This is a genomic window from Rhodococcus qingshengii JCM 15477, from assembly GCF_023221595.1.
Classification (GTDB): Bacteria; Actinomycetota; Actinomycetes; order Mycobacteriales; family Mycobacteriaceae; genus Rhodococcus_F; species Rhodococcus_F qingshengii.
The window spans coordinates 1,857,763-1,875,602 of the sequence record NZ_CP096563.1 but is presented as its reverse complement, the minus strand read 5'-3'; the positions used below and the strand labels follow the sequence as shown (position 1 = coordinate 1,875,602).

General features: G+C 63.8%; 17 protein-coding genes. 3 read left to right on the top strand and 14 right to left on the bottom strand.

Annotated features, from left to right (window positions below; translation table 11 throughout):
- From M0639_RS08770 to M0639_RS08760, 3 genes are read left to right on the top strand one after another with little or no spacing between them, the layout of a single operon-like run.
- Positions 1–180: a hypothetical protein gene (locus M0639_RS08770; RefSeq protein ID WP_003942043.1), complete on the top strand. Its 180-nt coding sequence runs from the start codon at positions 1–3 to the stop codon at positions 178–180.
- Positions 167–1,141, top strand: a complete 975-nt coding sequence (locus M0639_RS08765; protein WP_007728390.1) for an Asp23/Gls24 family envelope stress response protein — start codon at positions 167–169, stop codon at positions 1,139–1,141. The genes M0639_RS08770 and M0639_RS08765 overlap by 14 nt, the downstream gene beginning before the upstream one ends.
- Positions 1,138–1,701 (top strand): hypothetical protein, encoded by a 564-nt coding sequence (locus M0639_RS08760; protein ID WP_054187810.1) that lies wholly within the window; start codon positions 1,138–1,140, stop codon positions 1,699–1,701. The genes M0639_RS08765 and M0639_RS08760 overlap by 4 nt, the downstream gene beginning before the upstream one ends.
- 137 nt (positions 1,702–1,838) lie before the next feature.
- Here M0639_RS08760 and tuf read toward each other — a convergent pair whose 3' ends face one another.
- From tuf to M0639_RS08690, 14 genes are all read right to left on the bottom strand, one after another.
- On the bottom strand, positions 1,839–3,029 hold the full coding sequence (gene tuf / locus M0639_RS08755; RefSeq protein WP_003941926.1) for an elongation factor Tu: 1,191 nt from the start codon (positions 3,027–3,029) through the stop codon (positions 1,839–1,841).
- 125 nt (positions 3,030–3,154) lie between these two features.
- A complete protein-coding gene (gene fusA, locus M0639_RS08750; RefSeq protein WP_007728394.1) occupies positions 3,155–5,257 on the bottom strand; it encodes an elongation factor G in 2,103 nt (700 codons plus the stop codon).
- A gap of 200 nt (positions 5,258–5,457) precedes the next feature.
- Entirely contained in the window at positions 5,458–5,928 is a 471-nt protein-coding gene (gene rpsG / locus M0639_RS08745) for a 30S ribosomal protein S7 (protein WP_003941856.1), read from the bottom strand.
- A complete protein-coding gene (gene rpsL / locus M0639_RS08740; RefSeq protein ID WP_003941908.1) occupies positions 5,928–6,302 on the bottom strand; it encodes a 30S ribosomal protein S12 in 375 nt (124 codons plus the stop codon). The genes rpsG and rpsL overlap by 1 nt, the downstream gene beginning before the upstream one ends.
- A 409-nt stretch (positions 6,303–6,711) precedes the next feature.
- Entirely contained in the window at positions 6,712–7,257 is a 546-nt protein-coding gene (locus tag M0639_RS08735) for a DUF3558 domain-containing protein (protein ID WP_064074181.1), read from the bottom strand.
- Positions 7,254–7,802 carry a DUF3558 domain-containing protein gene (locus M0639_RS08730; RefSeq protein WP_047268916.1) on the bottom strand — a complete coding sequence of 183 codons (549 nt, stop codon included), beginning with the start codon at positions 7,800–7,802 and terminating at the stop codon, positions 7,254–7,256. The genes M0639_RS08735 and M0639_RS08730 overlap by 4 nt, the downstream gene beginning before the upstream one ends.
- A gap of 83 nt (positions 7,803–7,885) precedes the next feature.
- Positions 7,886–8,497, bottom strand: a complete 612-nt coding sequence (locus M0639_RS08725) for a TetR/AcrR family transcriptional regulator (RefSeq protein WP_003942008.1) — start codon at positions 8,495–8,497, stop codon at positions 7,886–7,888.
- A 60-nt stretch (positions 8,498–8,557) separates the two neighbouring features.
- Positions 8,558–9,343: an enoyl-CoA hydratase family protein gene (locus M0639_RS08720; RefSeq protein ID WP_007728400.1), complete on the bottom strand. Its 786-nt coding sequence runs from the start codon at positions 9,341–9,343 to the stop codon at positions 8,558–8,560.
- A gap of 13 nt (positions 9,344–9,356) precedes the next feature.
- On the bottom strand, positions 9,357–10,517 hold the full coding sequence (locus tag M0639_RS08715) for an acyl-CoA dehydrogenase family protein (RefSeq protein WP_003942033.1): 1,161 nt from the start codon (positions 10,515–10,517) through the stop codon (positions 9,357–9,359).
- The gene (locus M0639_RS08710) at positions 10,517–12,502 is read right to left on the bottom strand and encodes an acetyl/propionyl/methylcrotonyl-CoA carboxylase subunit alpha (RefSeq protein WP_050656406.1); all 1,986 of its coding nucleotides are present in this window, start codon (positions 12,500–12,502) and stop codon (positions 10,517–10,519) included. Before M0639_RS08710 ends, M0639_RS08715 begins: the two co-directional genes overlap by 1 nt.
- An 8-nt stretch (positions 12,503–12,510) precedes the next feature.
- The gene (locus tag M0639_RS08705; protein WP_064074182.1) at positions 12,511–14,109 is read right to left on the bottom strand and encodes an acyl-CoA carboxylase subunit beta; all 1,599 of its coding nucleotides are present in this window, start codon (positions 14,107–14,109) and stop codon (positions 12,511–12,513) included.
- A complete protein-coding gene (locus M0639_RS08700) occupies positions 14,106–15,254 on the bottom strand; it encodes an acyl-CoA dehydrogenase family protein (protein WP_007728404.1) in 1,149 nt (382 codons plus the stop codon). The genes M0639_RS08705 and M0639_RS08700 overlap by 4 nt, the downstream gene beginning before the upstream one ends.
- Complete coding sequence (locus M0639_RS08695; RefSeq protein ID WP_064074183.1) at positions 15,251–16,972, bottom strand: acyclic terpene utilization AtuA family protein; 1,722 nt, start codon at positions 16,970–16,972, stop codon at positions 15,251–15,253. The genes M0639_RS08700 and M0639_RS08695 overlap by 4 nt, the downstream gene beginning before the upstream one ends.
- Positions 16,969–17,790, bottom strand: coding sequence for a TIGR03084 family metal-binding protein (locus M0639_RS08690; RefSeq protein ID WP_003941918.1), 822 nt, complete (start codon positions 17,788–17,790; stop codon positions 16,969–16,971). The genes M0639_RS08695 and M0639_RS08690 overlap by 4 nt, the downstream gene beginning before the upstream one ends.
- Positions 17,791–17,840 lie beyond the last annotated feature (50 nt).

Below are 17,840 nucleotides of genomic sequence, written 5' to 3'. Positions count from 1 at the left end.
ATGAACAGCACCACCGTCGGACTGCTGGTCGGTCTGCTCCTCGCACTCGCCGGAATCATGGGTGGGTTCAGCGGTTTCGTCTTCGCAGTCCTGCTCGGCGCCGCCGGTATGGCGATCGGAGCACACCGCGACGGACATCTCGACCTCGGCGCGATCCTCCGAAGCCGTGGCCGTGGCTGAGCCGTCCGATCCCAGCGCAGCGGACGATCCTGGCCTACGCGGCTCCTTGGTCATCAAGGACCGTGCGATGGCCAAGATCGCCACGGCCGCAGCGGTGAACGTCCCGGGGGTGGTCCGCCAGTCCGGTGGCTTGACCCGCCTGACCGGACGCGATCTTCCGCGAGCCGACATCTCGATGGGTAGCGACGCCGTCGCGATCAATCTCTTCCTCGCCGTGTCCTGGCCGTGTTCGGTCACCGAGTTGACCGGCCGGGTGCGAACGGAAGTCGGTCGCAGCGTCGAATCGCTGACCGGGCTTCCACTCCACGACATGAACGTGATGATCGCGGCAACCGAGGGTTCTGACGACTCCTGTGTTTCCGGCGTCGAGATCGCGGAGGGCCCGGCACAGCAGGCACTCTCGGATCCGATTCCGCCGCGGGTCCCCTCTGCGAACCCGGCGGCCGCGGTTTCGGCCGTCGTCATCGCGTGTGGTCTACTCGCACTCGCCTTCGTCGTCTCGCGCGAATGGTTCATCAACCGTGGAACTTTCGAATCGGCACCCTGGATCCGAAACTCCGTGGAGTGGACGTCTCGTCTGCACTGGCAACCGTGGCTACTTCCGGTGGCAATCGCTGCCGTTGTCGCGGGTGTTGTCCTGATAATGTCGGCGATCAAACGCCGTGCGAAAACCCATGTCCCACTCGGGAACCCGAGCGCATCGACGGTGTGGATGCGGCCGACTGACATTGCACGTCTGTGCAGTAGCCACGCAGCGGTCGTTCCCGGCGTCGGCTCGGCTCACACCAGCGTCGACCGTAAACACGTCAAGGTCCACATCGAATCGACCGGTGGCGATCGAGCTGAACTTGCCGCAGCCGTCGACGCGGCGGTTCGGCCCCACCTCGCGATACTGCAGCGGCCACTGCAACTTTCGGTTGTCGTGCGAGAAACTGTAGTACGACGAAAGGACGCCTCGTGAACCGTTGGATCTCCGCGGTCGATCGGATCATCGTCCTCATCGTCGGAATCGCACTCCTCGCGGCGGGCGCATACGCCATCGCGTGGGACGCGGGCGCGTCGCTGATTCGAACCTGGGTGTCACGCTTCGATCGGGAGGTCCTCTTCGGCCTTCCGGAGGAGCCGTGGTGGCACTGGGTACTGTCGGGCACCTTCGTCCTCTGTGTCTTCGCCGGTTTCGGGCTGTTGTACCTGAACCTTCGCCGGCGCCGCACAAGCGCAGTCACATTGCGGCACAACGAATCCGGTACCGACGTCAGCGTGGATCTCGGACCCGTCGCAGACGGCGTAGCGGCCGAGCTCGCTCAGCTGACCGGCGTGCGGAGCACCAAGAGCAAAGCGACGGTCGATCGCGGACTGCCGACGCTGTCGATTGTCGTCACTGCAGATCCGTCGATCGACGTCGCCGGATTCACCGCTTCGGCCGAACGTATCGCCGGCGCAACCAGGCGCAGCCTGGACGGCTCGACCGTCGCAGTACAGGTTCTGCTGCACCTCGACCGGGTGGAAGCCAACAAGTAAGTAAGAACCACGCAGGCACCCGATCACCGAACACTCGATCACAGGCCAACCGATGGAAGACACAGAAAAGGCGCTCACTCCCCGAAGGGAATGAGCGCCTTTTTCAGTGCTGTGAATCAGCTAGCGAGACAAGAGTCTCACTTGATGATCTTGGCAACCTTGCCGGCGCCGACCGTACGGCCGCCTTCGCGAATTGCGAAGCGCAGGCCCTCGTCCATGGCGACAGGCTGGATCAGCTTGACGGACATCTCGGTGTTGTCACCGGGCATGACCATCTCGGTGCCCTCAGGCAGCGTCACGACGCCCGTAACGTCCGTGGTACGGAAGTAGAACTGCGGGCGGTAGTTGTTGAAGAACGGGGTGTGGCGGCCGCCCTCGTCCTTCGACAGGATGTATGCCTGGCCCTCGAACTCCGTGTGGGGAGTCGTGGTGCCCGGCTTGACGACAACCTGTCCACGCTCGACATCTTCGCGCTTGATGCCACGAACGAGCAGTCCGACGTTGTCGCCGGCCTGGCCCGAGTCGAGCAGCTTGCGGAACATCTCGATACCCGTGACCGTGGTCTTGGTCGAGGTTTCCTTGATGCCGACGATCTCGACCTCTTCGTTGACGTTGACAACGCCACGCTCGATACGACCGGTGACAACGGTGCCACGGCCGGTGATCGTGAAGACGTCCTCGACGGGCATGAGGAAGGGCTTCTCGGTCTCACGAATCGGGTCCGGGATGGACTCGTCGACAGCAGCCATCAGGTCGAGGATGGACTGCGTCCACTTCGGGTCACCCTCGAGTGCCTTGAGTGCCGAGATCGGAATGACGGGGGCTTCCTCGTCGAATTCCTGAGCGGCCAGCAGTTCGCGGACCTCCATCTCGACGAGCTCGAGGATCTCGTCGTCGTCAACCATGTCGGCCTTGTTCAGGGCGACGAGGATGTAAGGAACGCCAACCTGGCGAGCGAGCAGGACATGCTCGCGCGTCTGGGGCATCGGGCCGTCGGTAGCTGCGACGACGAGGATAGCGCCGTCCATCTGAGCTGCGCCGGTGATCATGTTCTTGATGTAGTCGGCGTGACCCGGTGCATCGACGTGCGCGTAGTGGCGCTTTTCCGTCTGGTACTCAACATGCGAGATGTTGATCGTGATGCCACGAGCCTTTTCCTCGGGAGCCTTGTCGATCTGATCGAAGGCCGAAGCCTCGTTCAGGTCGGGGAATGCATCCGCGAGAACCTTGGTGATGGCCGCCGTCGTCGTGGTCTTGCCGTGGTCGACGTGACCAATGGTGCCGATGTTCACGTGCGGCTTCGTCCGCTCGAACTTCGCCTTCGCCACTTTGTGTCCTCCTGGACTGTTGTTGCTTGCCGTATGCAGCAGTGCGGTTGGTTGTTACTAGGTCGTGCTTCGTGCCGGAAGAAACCGAGGTTACTTGCCGGCGCGGGCTGGGGAGCTCGCTGTGCTTACTCGCCCGTCGCCTTGGCGATGATTTCCTTCGAGACGTTCGCGGGAACCTCTGCGTAGGAATCGAACACCATGGAGAAGTTCGCTCGGCCCTGGGTCTTCGACCGCAGGTCACCGATGTAACCGAACATCTCCGAGAGCGGAACCAGCGCCTTCACGACACGGGCACCACTGCGTTCCTCCATGGCCTGGATCTGGCCACGGCGGGAGTTGAGGTCGCCGATCACGTCGCCCATGTACTCCTCGGGCGTTGTGACCTCGACAGCCATGAGCGGCTCGAGAATGACGGGGCCGGCCTTGCGGGCGGCTTCCTTCAGTGCCTGCGAACCGGCAACCTTGAACGCCATTTCCGAGGAGTCGACGTCGTGGTAAGCACCATCGAGCAGCGACAGCTTCAGGTTCACGAGCGGGTAGCCGGCGAGAACACCGTACTGCATCGCGTCCTGCGCACCGGCATCCACGGAGGGGATGTACTCGCGCGGGATACGTCCACCGGAGACCTTGTTCTCGAACTCGTAGGTAGCACCGTCTTCGCCCACGAAAGGCTCCAGAGCGATGATGACCTTTGCGAACTGGCCCGAGCCACCCGTCTGCTTCTTGTGGGTGTAGTCGTGCTTCTCGACCTTCTTGGTGATGGTCTCGCGGTACGCAACCTGCGGCTTACCGACGTTCGCCTCGACCTTGAACTCGCGACGCATGCGGTCGACGAGGATATCGAGGTGGAGCTCGCCCATACCGCCGATGACGGTCTGACCGGTCTCTTCGTCGAGCTCGACCGAGAAGGTCGGGTCCTCTTCGGCGAGCTTCTGGATCGCGACGCCCAGCTTTTCCTGGTCGGACTTGGTCTTGGGCTCGATGGAGACCTGGATGACCGGCGCGGGGAACGACATCGACTCGAGGACGATGGGGCTCGCCTGATCGCACAAGGTGTCACCGGTGGTGGTGTCCTTGAGGCCGATCATTGCGTAGATGTGGCCGGCTACGGCCTCGTCTACCGGGTTCTCCTTGTTGGCGTGCATCTGGAAGAGCTTTCCGATGCGCTCCTTCTTGCCCTTGGTTGCGTTGAGCACCTGAGCACCCGGATCGATACGACCCGAGTACACGCGGACGAAGGTCAGCTTGCCGAAGAACGGGTGAGCAGCGATCTTGAAGGCGAGAGCCGAGAACGGCTCGTCCTTGCTCGGCTTGCGAGTGATCTCTACTTCTTCGTCACCGAGCTTGTGGCCGATGACCTCGCCGATGTCCAGCGGGTTCGGAAGGTAGTCGATGACCGCGTCGAGCATGGGCTGAACGCCCTTGTTCTTGAACGCGGAGCCACAGAGAACCGGGTACAGCTCGGAGGCGACCGTCATCTTGCGGATGGCGCCCTTGATCTCCTCGATGGTGAGCTCTTCGCCGCCGAAGTACTTCTCCATGAGAGCTTCGTCGGACTCTGCAACCGTCTCGAGCAGCTTCTCGCGGTACTCGGCAGCCTTCTCGACGAGATCCGCGGGGATCTCCTCGATGGTCGGAGCGGTTCCCGTCGGGACCACGCCGCGCCAGGTGATGGCCTTCATCTCGACCAGGTCGACGACGCCGTCGAAGTCGTCCTCAGCGCCGATGGGCAGCTGGAGAACGAGCGGCTTCGCGCCCAAGCGGTCGATGATGGTCTGGACTGTGAAGTAGAAGTCCGCGCCCATCTTGTCCATCTTGTTGACGAAGCAGATGCGCGGAACGTCGTACTTGGCAGCCTGACGCCAAACCTGCTCGGACTGCGGCTCGACACCCTCTTTACCGTCGAAGACAGCAACTGCGCCGTCGAGCACGCGCAGCGACCGCTCCACCTCGACCGTGAAGTCGACGTGGCCGGGGGTGTCGATGATGTTGATCTGGTTGTTGTTCCAGAAGCAAGTCACGGCGGCAGACGTGATCGTGATGCCGCGTTCCTTCTCCTGCTCCATCCAGTCCGTCGTCGACGCACCGTCGTGCGTCTCACCGATCTTGTAATTGACACCGGTGTAGAACAGGATGCGCTCGGTGGTGGTGGTCTTGCCGGCATCGATGTGCGCCATGATGCCGATGTTGCGGACCTTGTTCAGGTCAGTCAGCACTTCCTGTGCCACAGGTTTCTTCCCCGCTCGTTGCTTGGTTTTCGGGTGTCGGCCTTATCGGTGTGTTCCACCGTCAGGGCCATGGTCTTTCAATTATGTCTCTGCCGAGGCGAACCTGGCCACCTGCGTCCGGAATCGGTCGCGATGATCAGGCCGCCAACGGCGACAAGCGTCGGAGCCCCACCCGATGGCAGTTGCTCCGACGCTTTACATCACCAGCGGTAGTGGGCGAATGCCTTGTTGGCTTCGGCCATCTTGTGAGTGTCTTCGCGACGCTTCACAGCTGCACCGAGGCCATTGCTGGCATCGAGGAGCTCGTTGGCGAGACGCTCGACCATGGTCTTCTCACGACGTGCACGCGAGAAGGTGACCAGCCAGCGCAGTGCCAGCGTGGTGGAACGACCGGGGCGAACCTCGACCGGCACCTGGTAGGTAGCGCCACCGACGCGGCGGCTACGAACCTCGAGTGCAGGCTTGACGTTGTCCAGGGCGCGCTTGAGGGTGACGACCGGATCGGTGCCGGTCTTCTCGCGTGCCTGCTCGAGAGCCTGGTACACGATTCGCTCTGCGGTGGACTTCTTGCCGTCCAGCAGGATCTTGTTGACGAGCTGCGTCACCAACGGGGAACCGTAAACCGGGTCGTTGATGAGCGGGCGCTTCGGAGCGGGGCCCTTACGTGGCATTAGCTCTTCTCCTTCTTGGCGCCGTAGCGGCTGCGTGCCTGCTTGCGACCCTTGACACCCTGGGTGTCGAGGGAGCCGCGGATGATCTTGTAACGGACACCCGGGAGGTCCTTCACACGACCGCCACGGACGAGCACCATGGAGTGCTCCTGAAGGTTGTGACCTTCACCGGGGATGTACGCGGTGACCTCGACCGAAGTCGTGAGGCGAACACGTGCGACCTTACGGAGCGCGGAGTTCGGCTTCTTGGGGGTGGTGGTGTACACGCGAGTGCACACGCCACGACGCTGCGGGCTGCCCTTGAGGGCTGCCGTCTTGACCTTGGCGGTCTTGTCGCGGCGACCCTTGCGGACCAGCTGGTTGATGGTTGGCATTTACCGGCTTTCTTGTGACGAACAGACTGCTCGAGCGAACTCGGGCCGTTCGAAAACGTGGCTGTTCTGAAATTAGGGATCTAGCAGTTGGAGCAAGAGAGCTGCTGCTCCTCACCCACCTCAGAGTCTGTACTCAGCACTTTCATGCCGCGCACTGCCCCCGAGGTCGGGCGTGTCGCATACCCCCACACAGGCAGCCGGATGCTCGTTCATCAGCAGTTTCTGCTCGAACGCGCGCACGGCAATACCTAGCTAGGCACACAGATCGGCCCGGGCATGCCGGACACGACCCATAACGATACCTGTCGGCGCGCCACGAGGTCAAAGCGAGGCCACGGTGATAGTGACCTCACGCTCTGACCAGACACTCTGGCTGCACACTCAGACCACGCAGCCGGACCGGTCGCGATCAGATGCTGCGGTTCAACGTCAACGCGCCGAGCTTTGCCGCAGCCTCGCACGGATCCGCGCCGCCTTGCGGCTCGGTGACCCACCAACCGAACACTCCCCCGGCCGGTGCGCTCGCGCTCACCCCGCAGCTCTGCGGATCGGCCGGCTGGCGAACCTGGTACCCGCCACTGCCGTTGATGTCGATTTTCGCCACCACGTATCCCAGGTGCTCGAATGCAGCGCGCTCGTGATCGAGGGTGCCCGTCTCGAACCAGTTGAAGGTGATCTTGATCGGACCCGCGGTCCCGATGCCGTCCCAACGGCAGATAGCGCCGAAGAACCCACGCCCGACGGCGTCGGCACCCACGGCACCGGCGATCTGCTCGTCGGTGACGGCTTCGCATTCTTGGAGGACGTTCGCGAATTCCTGGCTGTCACTACCGCCGTAGCTGCCCTCCGCACGGGGAGTCCCGGTGACCACCGAGCCGCAGCCTGTCAGCAGAACCAGCGACCCCGCCAAGGCGAGTCCGATCCTTATGCGCTTCACGGCGCCCTCGAACTTCACTGTGCCCTCGAAACTGTTTTTTCCATCAGATCCCGCGCCACCGTGCATGGATCCGCGGTCGGTGGCAGCAAACCGTAGGTGATCGACCAGTGCACGAAGTCTCCGCCGAACGCGATACCCAACTCGCACAACGAACCTGCCGTGGACGCGATGAAGCCCTGGTGTCCACCGATCGTGATGTCGTCGGCAGGACGTCCGAGCAGGTCGGACCCGGCCCGTTCGCGGCCGATCGGGCTACCGCGGTACCAGGAGAAACTGACGCTCGGACCGTTCGAACCGGCGACTTCCCACTGGCAACCGACGCCGTTGCGCGTCGTCGTCGCAAAAGTGCCGAGATTGAAGGCGTTGACAACTTCCTCGTCGGTCACCGAGCCGCATTCGGCGAACATCGGGCCCGGATCCGTAGGTGCGAGTGCCTGCGAACCCGCACCGTCGCCCGGCTGATCGACGGACCCGTCGCCGGAGCTGCAGCCGACCACGGCCGAGAGCACGGCAGCCGAGACCAATACCGAAGTCCCGATCGAAGTGAGAGTGCGTGCGGCCATGGAGCCGACTGTACTTCTCGGTGGCCCCCGACACACGCCACGTGCGCGTCGAGAGCACCGGCGCCGGCCCCGCCGCTACCGATTCAGGGAGTTGCCACCGGTACCCGAACAAGTGTGGAATCCAATTGCGCCGCCCACTGTTTGACCACCTCGGTGCGTCGGCGCGAGTCGTCTGTCAAGACATCAGCCAGCCCCAGCCCGCGGGCCAGGTCCAGGGTCGCCTGTACCAAGCGGTGCGTCACCGGGTCGGAGTCGTCGACACCCAGACTCTCGACGGCCATGCGGTGCGCGATGCGCCCGAATCGTTCCTCGAGGGGCAGTACGCGGGCACGCAGGTCGGGGTCGGAGGCAGCGGCCGTCCACACCTGCAGTGCTGCTTTGAACAGAGTCCCGGTGTAGTACTCCACCAACCGCGAAATGATCGCCTCGGTTCGTCCGGCACCCACCGGAAGGTCGGTCGATTCCTTTCGTGCCTGATCCATCCGGGCGTCGAACATCACCTCGAGCGCCGCGGTGATGAGGTCCTCGCGGGTCGGGAAGTGATGCTGCATGGCGCCTCTGGACACCCCGGCACGCTGCGCGACGACGCTCATCGTCGTTGCGCTCCACCCGAGTTCGGCGAGACACTCCACAGTCACTTCGAGCAGGTGGGAGCGCGTGACTCGACTTCGGTCCTGCTTGGGCTCTCGAGTCATCGCGCCGCCATCCCTTCTACTTCTGTGTTCCAGCGCTTCTGTGTCCCAGCTGCGCAGTTTCTACTGCGCCCAGGCCGCTGGACGCTTCTGCAAGAAAGACATCATGCCCTCACGAGCCTCGTCAGAGGAAAACAGCCGAGCCGACTGCGCGATCATCTCCTCGCCGTCCCGGTCGAATCCAGCCAGGACCGAACGCGTCGTGATCCACTTCGATTCGGCAAGTCCCTGCGGTGAACATTGGCGCAAGGTGCCGAGCAGTTCGGTGATCGACTCCTCCGTGTCCTGCGACGCGGAGGTGACGAGTCCGATGGATTCGGCCTCGTGCTGGCCGAACTTCTCGCCGGTGAGCAGATAGCGGCTCGCAGATCGCTGGTCGAGCCTCGGTAGGACCGTGAGCGAAATGATGGACGCTGCCAAACCCAACCGTGATTCCGTCACCGCGAAGGTGCTCGCCGGTCCGGCGACGACGATGTCGCACGCCCCGACAAGACCCATGCCTCCGGCCCGGACGTGACCGTCGATCCGCCCGATCACCGGCTTGGGAAGCTCGAGAATGCTGCGCAAGAGTGTCAGCATCCCCCGTCCTCGCTCCTTGACGGCGTCCTCCGGTGATGCGGACGAACCGGAGGCCTCACTGAGATCGGCTCCCGCACAGAATGTTCCACCGGTGTGGGTGAGTACCACCGCTCGAACTGCCGGATCGGCGGCAGCCGACGTCAACCCAGCCTGCAACTCCGTGACCAACCGCGTCGAAATCGCGTTGCGGTTGTGGGGTGAGTCGAGAGTGATCGTGGCAGCACCGCCCGATACTTCGTACCGTACGTATGGCTTGTCCTGATCCGTCATGAGTCGCCTCTTCCTAGTAGGACCGTGGCAGACCGAGGGAATGCTGTGAGACGAAGTTGAGGATCATCTCGCGGCTCACCGGCGCGACACGGGCGATACGAGCCGCACCGAGCATGGCGGCCAGTCCGTATTCCTTCGTCAGTCCTGCGCCGCCATGCGTCTGGATCGCCTGATCGAGCGCCTTGATGCTGGCTTCGGCGGCGGCGTACTTGGCCATGTTCGCGGCTTCGGCAGCACCGAAATCGTCACCGCTGTCGTAGAGCACCGCGGCCTTCTGCATCATCAGCTTGGCGAGCTCGAGTTCGATCTTCACCTGCGCGAGTGGATGCGAAATGCCTTGGTGCGCACCGATCGGCGTCTTCCACACCGTGCGCTCGTTGGCGAACTTCACTGCGGCGTTCAGGGCGTAACGGCCCATGCCGATGGCCATCGACGCACCCAGGATGCGCTCGGGGTTGAGGCCGGCGAACAACTGCATCAGGGCGGCATCGGCTTCGCCGACCAGAGCGTCGGCCGGCAGACGGACGTCGTCGAGGAAGAGGATGAACTGGTGGTCCGGTTCGATGATGTCCATCTCCATCTGCGTCTTCACGAATCCGGGAGAATCCGTGGGGACGATGAACAGAGCGGGCTTGAGCTTGCCCGTCTTGGAGTCCTCGGTCCGCGCAACGACGAGGACCGCGTCAGCCTGATCGACACCCGAGATGTAGATCTTGTTGCCGCTCAGGATCCAGTCGTCGCCATCCCTGCGTGCCGTCGTGGTGATCTGATGAGAGTTGGAACCAGCGTCGGCCTCGGTGATTCCGAACGCCATGATCTTGGAGCCGTCGGCGAGGCTGGGTAGCCACTGCTGCTTCTGCTCCGCCGTGCCGTACTTGCCGATGATGGTGCCGCAGATGGCCGGGGATACGACAACCAGGAGCAGACCGGCACCCTGCGCCGCCAATTCCTCCTGCACCAGCGCGAGTTCGTAGATGCCTGCACCGCCGCCGCCGTATTCCTCCGGCAGGTTGACGCCCAGGAATCCGAGTTTGCCCGCCTCGTTCCACAATTCGGTGAGCGGCTCCCCCTTTCGCGCCTTGGGCAGCACGTAGTCGACGTAGTTGAAGCGCTCACCCAGTTTGGAAACGGATGCCCGCAGTTCCTTCTGCTCTTCGGTTTCGATGAAACTCATCATGCTTCCTCTTCTGTAGCGGGTTCTTCCACACGTGCGAGTACCGATCCGACCTCGACCTGCTGGCCGACGGCGACCGGAAGTTCCACCAGGACACCGGCAGTCGGCGCGGTGACGGTGTGTTCCATCTTCATGGCCTCCAGCCACAGAATCGGCTGGCCGGCGGTGACGGTGTCACCGAGTGCGGCACCGAGGCGGATGACCGATCCCGGCATCGGAGCGAGCAACGAACCGGCGGCGACTTCTGCCGACGGATCCACGAAGCGCGGTGCTGCCGTCAACGCGACGGGTCCGAGCGAGGAGTCGACAAAAATCTCACTCCCGTAGGCCGCAACGTCGAACGAGCGCTGTACTCCGCTCTGCTCGAGCACTACCCGGGTCGCAGTTGCCGATACCAGGCGCACGTCGTCGAAGCCTTCTGCACTCAGCACGCCGCTTCGGCTCAGGGAGTAGCGGACGTCGTAGTCGCCCGACGCAGTGGAATAGCTCTTGCTCTGCGGCTGCGACGGGAGGTTGCGCCACCCGCTGGGCAAGCGGCCGATGACGCGGGCCGACGCCCGGTTGTGCGCGGCATCGGCAAGTGCCGCCGCCAGCGCCGAGAGTCTTTCGGCGTCGGTATCGGCCAAGGGCGTAGACAGCTTCTCGAGGTCGTGAGTCTCGAAGAAGGCAGTGTCGGTGTCTCCGGCAATGAAGGCGGGGTGGGCCAGGACGTTGACGAGCAGGTCGCGGTTGGTGCGCAGCCCGTGAATCCTGGTGCGCGCCAGCGTCGATGCGAGCAGCCGGGCAGCTGCGGTCCGCGTCGGCGCGTACGAGATGACCTTGGCCAACATCGGGTCGTAGTGGACGCCGACAACACTGCCGTCGACGACGCCGGAGTCGAGGCGAACGCCCTGCTCACGCAGAACACTGAATTCTTGCGGGTCACCGGGCAACTCGATGTGGTGGACGGTTCCGCTCTGCGGCTGCCAGTTCTTGGCGGGGTCCTCGGCGTACAGGCGCACTTCGATCGAATGCCCACGGATCTCCGGCTGATCGTCCGGAAGTGCTTCACCTGAAGCGACCTGCAATTGCAGTTCCACCAGATCGAGTCCAGTGGTGCACTCGGTGACCGGATGCTCCACCTGCAAACGCGTGTTCATTTCCAGGAAGAAGAAGTCGCCTTTTTCGTCAGCCAGGAATTCAACGGTTCCTGCCCCCTCGTAACCGATGGCGTTGGCTGCGAGCCGCGAGGCGTCGAACAGCTTGTCGCGCATGGCGGGGATGCGTTGCACGAGCGGCGACGGGGCCTCTTCGACCACCTTCTGATGCCGACGCTGGATCGAGCACTCGCGCTCCCCCACCGCCCACACCGCACCGTGGCGGTCGGCCATGACCTGAACCTCGATGTGCCGACCGGTCTCGAGGTAACGCTCACAGAAGACTGTCGGGTCGCCGAAAGCGGACTGCGCCTCACGCCGCGCCGCTTCCAGTTCGCCGTCCAGCGCCGACAATTCACGAACGACACGCATTCCGCGTCCGCCGCCGCCCGCCGACGCCTTGATCAGCACCGGCAGATGAGCCTCGGTCACCGCGGCGGGATCGAGTTCGGAGAGCACCGGCACTCCGGCGGCGTCCATGATCTTCTTGGACTCGACCTTCGACCCCATGAGCTCGATGGATTCGACGGGCGGGCCGATCCACGTCAGTCCCGCGTCGATGACGCTGCGCGCGAACTCCGCGTTCTCGGAGAGGAATCCGTATCCGGGGTGAATCGCGTCGGCGCCCGAAGCCTTGGCGGCGGCGATGACGAGCTCACCCCGCAAGTAGGTCTCGGCAGGCGTGTTACCCGGTAGGCGAACCGAAGCATCGGCTTCGGCGACGTGCGGGCTGTCGGCATCTGCGTCGGAAAATACCGCGACCGTGCCGATTCCGTTCTTGCGGCAGGTTGCAAAGACACGGCGGGCGATTTCGCCACGATTGGCGACCAGTACTGAAGTGATTGTCACGGCGTGCCTCACATACGGAAGACGCCGAAGTTCTCGGTGCCTTCGATCGGGGCGGTGGCGATGGCCGACAGGCACATTCCCACCACGGTGCGGGTGTCTCGGGGATCGATGACGCCGTCGTCGTACAGACGACCCGACAGGAACATCGGAAGTGACTCGGCCTCGATCTGGTTCTCGATCATCGCGCGCATGCCGGCGTCGGCCTGCTCGTCGAAGACCTGGCCGCGCGCCTCGGCAGCAGCGCGTCCCACGATGGAGATGACGCCGGCGAGCTGCGCACCGCCCATGACGGCGGACTTGGAACTGGGCCAGGCAAAGAGGAATCGCGGATCGAACGCCCGTCCGCACATGCCGTAGTGACCGGCGCCGTACGACGCTCCGAGCAGGATCGAGATGTGCGGAACTTTGGAGTTGGCAACCGCATTGATCATCATCGATCCGTGCTTGATCATGCCGCCCTCCTCGTATTCCTTACCCACCATGTAGCCGGTGGTGTTGTGCAGGAACAGCAACGGCGTGTTGGAACGATTGGCGAGCTGGATGAACTGCGTGGCCTTCTGTGATTCCTCACTGAAGAGCACTCCACGTGCGTTCGCCAGGATGCCGATCGGGTAGCCGTTGAGCTCTGCCCACCCGGTCACGAGGGAGGAACCGTAGAGCGGCTTGAACTCGTCGAAGTCGGAACCGTCGACGATACGGGCGATGACCTCACGCGGATCGAACGGGATCTTCAGGTCGGCCGGAACGATGCCGAGCAACTCTTCCGGATCCTCGAGCGGTTCGATGATCTCCGCGCGCGGCGCCGGCCCCTTCTTGGTCCAGTTGAGCCGCTTGACGATCGAGCGCCCGATGCGGATCGCGTCCTGCTCGTCGGCGGCGAAGTAGTCGGCCAACCCGGACTTGCGAGCGTGCATTTCGGCGCCGCCGAGTGCCTCGTCGTCGGATTCCTCACCGGTGGCCATCTTGACCAGCGGCGGGCCTGCGAGGAACACCTTGGAGCGTTCCTTGATCATCACGACGTGGTCGGACATGCCCGGGATGTACGCACCGCCGGCCGTCGAGTTACCGAAGACCAGTGCAATGGTGGGGATTCCGGCTGCGGACAGCTGAGTGAGGTCACGGAACATACGCCCGCCCGGGATGAACACCTCTTTCTGCGTCGGCAAGTCTGCGCCGCCGGACTCTACGAGGGAGATCACCGGGAGTCGGTTCTGCATGGCGATGTCGTTGGCGCGGAAACCCTTACGCAGCGTCCACGGGTTGCTGGCGCCGCCGCGCACGGTGGGATCGTTGGCGACGATCAGGCATTCGACACCTTCGACGACGCCGATACCGACCACGGTGCTGGCGCCGACCGGGAAGTCACTCCCCCACGCAGCGAGGGGACACAGTTCGAGGAACGGTGAATCCTGATCGAGCAGGAGTTCGATCCGCTCGCGTGCCAGGAGCTTTCCCCGCTTGTGGTGCCGCTCGGTGTACTTCTCGCCGCCACCCGCCAACGCCTTGGCGTGCTCGACCTCGATCTCGGCGAGCTTGGTGTTCATGGTCGATGTTGCGGTCTTGTACACCTCGGAATTGGTGTCCAGTGTTGACCGGATGACACTCATGACTGATACCCCAATCGCTTGGCCGCGAGGCCGGTGAGGATTTCGGTGGTTCCGCCACCGATTCCCAGAATTCGCATGTCCCGGTACTGCCTCTCCACTTCGCTTTCCTGCATGTATCCGAGGCCGCCGAACAGCTGAACAGCTTGGTTCGCAACCCATTCGCCCGTCTCGACTGCCGTGTTCTTCGCAAAGCACACCTCGGCGATCAGATCGCCGTCACCGGCCATGTACCGCTCGATCACCGAGTGCGTGTACACCTTGGCGACGTCGATCTTGCGGGCCATCTCGGTGACGGTGTTCTGGACGGCCTGCCGACTGATCAGGGGGCGACCGAAAGTCTCACGGGCGCGGCACCATTCGAGCGTCAGCTCCAGGCAACGTTCTGCACTGGCATACGCCTGCGCGGCGAGCGCTACCCGCTCGGAGACAAATGCCTGGGCGATCTGCGCGAAGCCGCTGTTCTCTGCACCGACCAGATTCTCCACCGGAACCCGGGCGTCGACAAAGGAGAGTTCCGCGGTATCGGATGCGCGCCAGCCCATCTTCTCGAGTTTGCGCGAGACGGTGAATCCCGGTGTGCCCTTCTCGATCACGAGCAGTGATACACCACCCGCGCCGGGACCACCGGTGCGCACCGCTGTAACGACGAAGTCCGCTCGAACGCCGGAGGTGATGAACGTCTTGGCGCCGTTCACGACGTAATGATCGCCGTCGCGCTTGGCTGTAGTTGTCAGGTGCCCGACGTCGCTGCCTCCGCCGGGCTCGGTGATGGCGAGCGAGCCGATCTTGTCGCCGCGCAGGGTCGGCTTGACCCACTTCTCGATCTGCGCCTCGTCGCCGGCCGCGATCAGGTGCGGCACCGCGATGCCGCAGGTGAAGAGCGATGCGAACAGCCCGCCCGACGCACCTGCCTGATGCATCTCCTCACAGATCACGATGGAGTCGACGGCGTCGCCGCCCTCACCACCGGCCGATTCGGGTGCGCTGGCCCCGAGGAGTCCGAGAGCGCCTGCCTTGCGGTGCAATTCGCGCGGAATCTCGCCGTCTCGCTCCCACTGCGTCAGATGCGGCAGAATCTCCTGGTTCACGAATCCGCGTACGGTCTCGCGAAGCGCAAGCCTTTCCGGTGTGGTCCACACGGTCACCGTGAATCCTCTTTCTCGTCAGTTACGGGGAGTAGCGAAATCGGGATGTCGATGTGGCGCGAACGCAGCCATTCACCAATTCCCTTGGCCTGCGGATCGAACCGCGCCTGCGAGGCGACACCCTGACCGAGAATTCCCTCGATCACGAAGTTGACGGCACGAAGGTGCGGAAGCTGGTAGCGAGTGACGTTCAGGTCTGCTGCTTCCGGTAGCAGTTCCTTGAGCATCTCGACGGTCAGTGTGTGCGCCAACCACTTCCACTGATCGTCCGTGCGAACCCAGACGCCGACGTTGGCATTTCCGCCCTTGTCGCCGCTACGGGCACCGGCGATCGTGCCGAGTGGTACTGAAAGCGACGTCTGTGGCGGCAACGGCTCCGGACGCTCCGGTTCGCCGACGGGTTCGAGGTCCTGCGTCAACGTGGACGGAGCGATGTCCACGCGCGTGCCGTCCGGCAGTACGGCCACGTGCGGCACCGATCCCGCGTCGACGTAGCCGGGGGTGAACACTCCGTACGGTTGGCCGTTGCTCGGCGGAGCCGTCAGCGAGAAGCCGGGGTAGCTGGCAAGTGCCATTTCCACCGCAACCGCGGAGAAAGGGCGACCGATCACCTTGGGGTCGGAATCGCGAACCACGCAGCGCAGCAACGCACTCGCGGTTTCCTCGGTGTCGGAATCCGGATGATCCGTGCGAGCGAGAGTCCAGACCAGTTCGGCGGGCTTCTTCGTCAGCCAGGATTCGAGCTGAGTCTTCGCCAGATCGGCCTTGGCCTCGATGTCGAGACCCGTGAGGATGAAGGTGGCCTCGTTACGGAACCCGGCCAGCGTGTTCAGGGAGACCTTGTACTGCGGCGGCGGAGCCTCGCCCGTGACGCCGCTGATCAACACCCGGTCCGGGCCTTCCTGGGTGAGCACTGCGTTGTCGATGCGGGTCGTCACGTCCGGGCCTGCATAGCGTCCACCGGTGATCTCGTACAGCAGCTGCGCCGTCACCGTGCCGACGCTCACCTCGCCGTCCGTTCCGGCGTGCTTGGTGATGACCGAGGTTCCGTCCGCGTTGATCTCGGCGATCGGGAAGCCAGGCCGGCCCAGATTGGGAATCTCTGTGAAGAACGCGTAGTTGCCGCCGGTGGCCTGGGTTCCGCACTCGATGACGTGGCCCGCCGCGACAGCACCGGCAAGCTGATCGAAATCATCTCGCTTCCAACCGAAATGGTGAGCGGCCGGACCGACGATCACCGACGCATCGGTGACCCGTCCGGTGACCACGACATCGGCGTCGGCCGACAATGCTTCGACGATGCCCCAGGCGCCGAGGTACGCATTGGCCGTCAGTGGGGAGCCGAGTCCGAGTTCGTCTGCCCGAGAGATCAAATCGTCGCCCTCGACGTGGGCGATCTTCGCGTTCAACCCCAGCTTGGTGTTGACCTCGCGCAACGCGTCGGCCAGTCCGGCGGGATTGAGACCGCCTGCATTCGCGACGATCTTCACCCCCTTGTCGAGCGCAAGGCCGAGCGTGTCCTCCACCTGCCGCAGGAACGTCTTCGCGTAGCCGAGCGACGGGTCCTTCATCCGATCCCGCCCGAGGATCAACATCGTCAGTTCGGCCAGGTAGTCGCCGGTCAGGTAGTCGAGTTCGCCGCCCTCGAGCATCTCGCGCATCGCCGAGACGCGGTCGCCGTAGAACCCGGAGCAGGTACCAATCCGTACCGAACTCATTTGCCCACCTTCGATGCTCGTCCCTCACCGCTGGATCCGACGGCGGCTCGTCCCTCACCGCTGGGTCCGGCAAAGGCCTGCGCGAACCCGAGCCACTCGTCCGCATCGGCACCCACGGCGACCAGATCGAGATCGGCGCGATTGGCACGCTGGGTGACCAGCAAGCAGAAGTCCAACGCCGGCCCGGTGACCTTCTGCGGCGCATCTTCCGGCCCCCAGGTCCAGAGCGACCCGTCCGGCGCGGTCAACTCAACCCGGAAATCGTCGGCGGGCGGCGTCTTCTCGTTGACCGAGTACGCGAAGTTTCGCGTCCGCACACCCAGGTGAGCGATGTTCTTGATGCGCGCCGTCGGAGCGCGTTCGACGCCGAGTGCGTCGGCAACGTCCTGCCCGTGCGCCCACGTCTCCATCAGTCGCGCGGTAGCCATGGAGACACCGCCCATGGGCGGGCCGTACCAGGGGAACTTGGTTCCGGCCGGGGCGGCGGTGAGCGCCTCGACGAGAGCGGTGCGCCCCGCTCGCCAATCGGCGAGCAACTCCGCCGGCTGGCGGGCCGCCTGTTCGGCAGCACCGTCGTCGACAAACCCTGCCGGGTTCACGAACGCCGCCTTCAACTGCTCCGCGAACCCGTCCGGGTCGGTGATCGCCAGGATCGCTGCACTGTCCGTCCAGTGCAGGTGCCCGATCTGATGTGCGATGGTCCACCCTTCCGCAGGCGTCATTGTCGCCCATTTCTCCTCGGGCAGATCCGCAACCAGGGCGTCGAGGCTCTCGCCTTCGGCCCGCAAGTCATCGATGAACGTCTGAAGTTCGGCCATGCGACCAGCATCACACTCACATCCATAAAAATCAAGCACGAATGATTGTT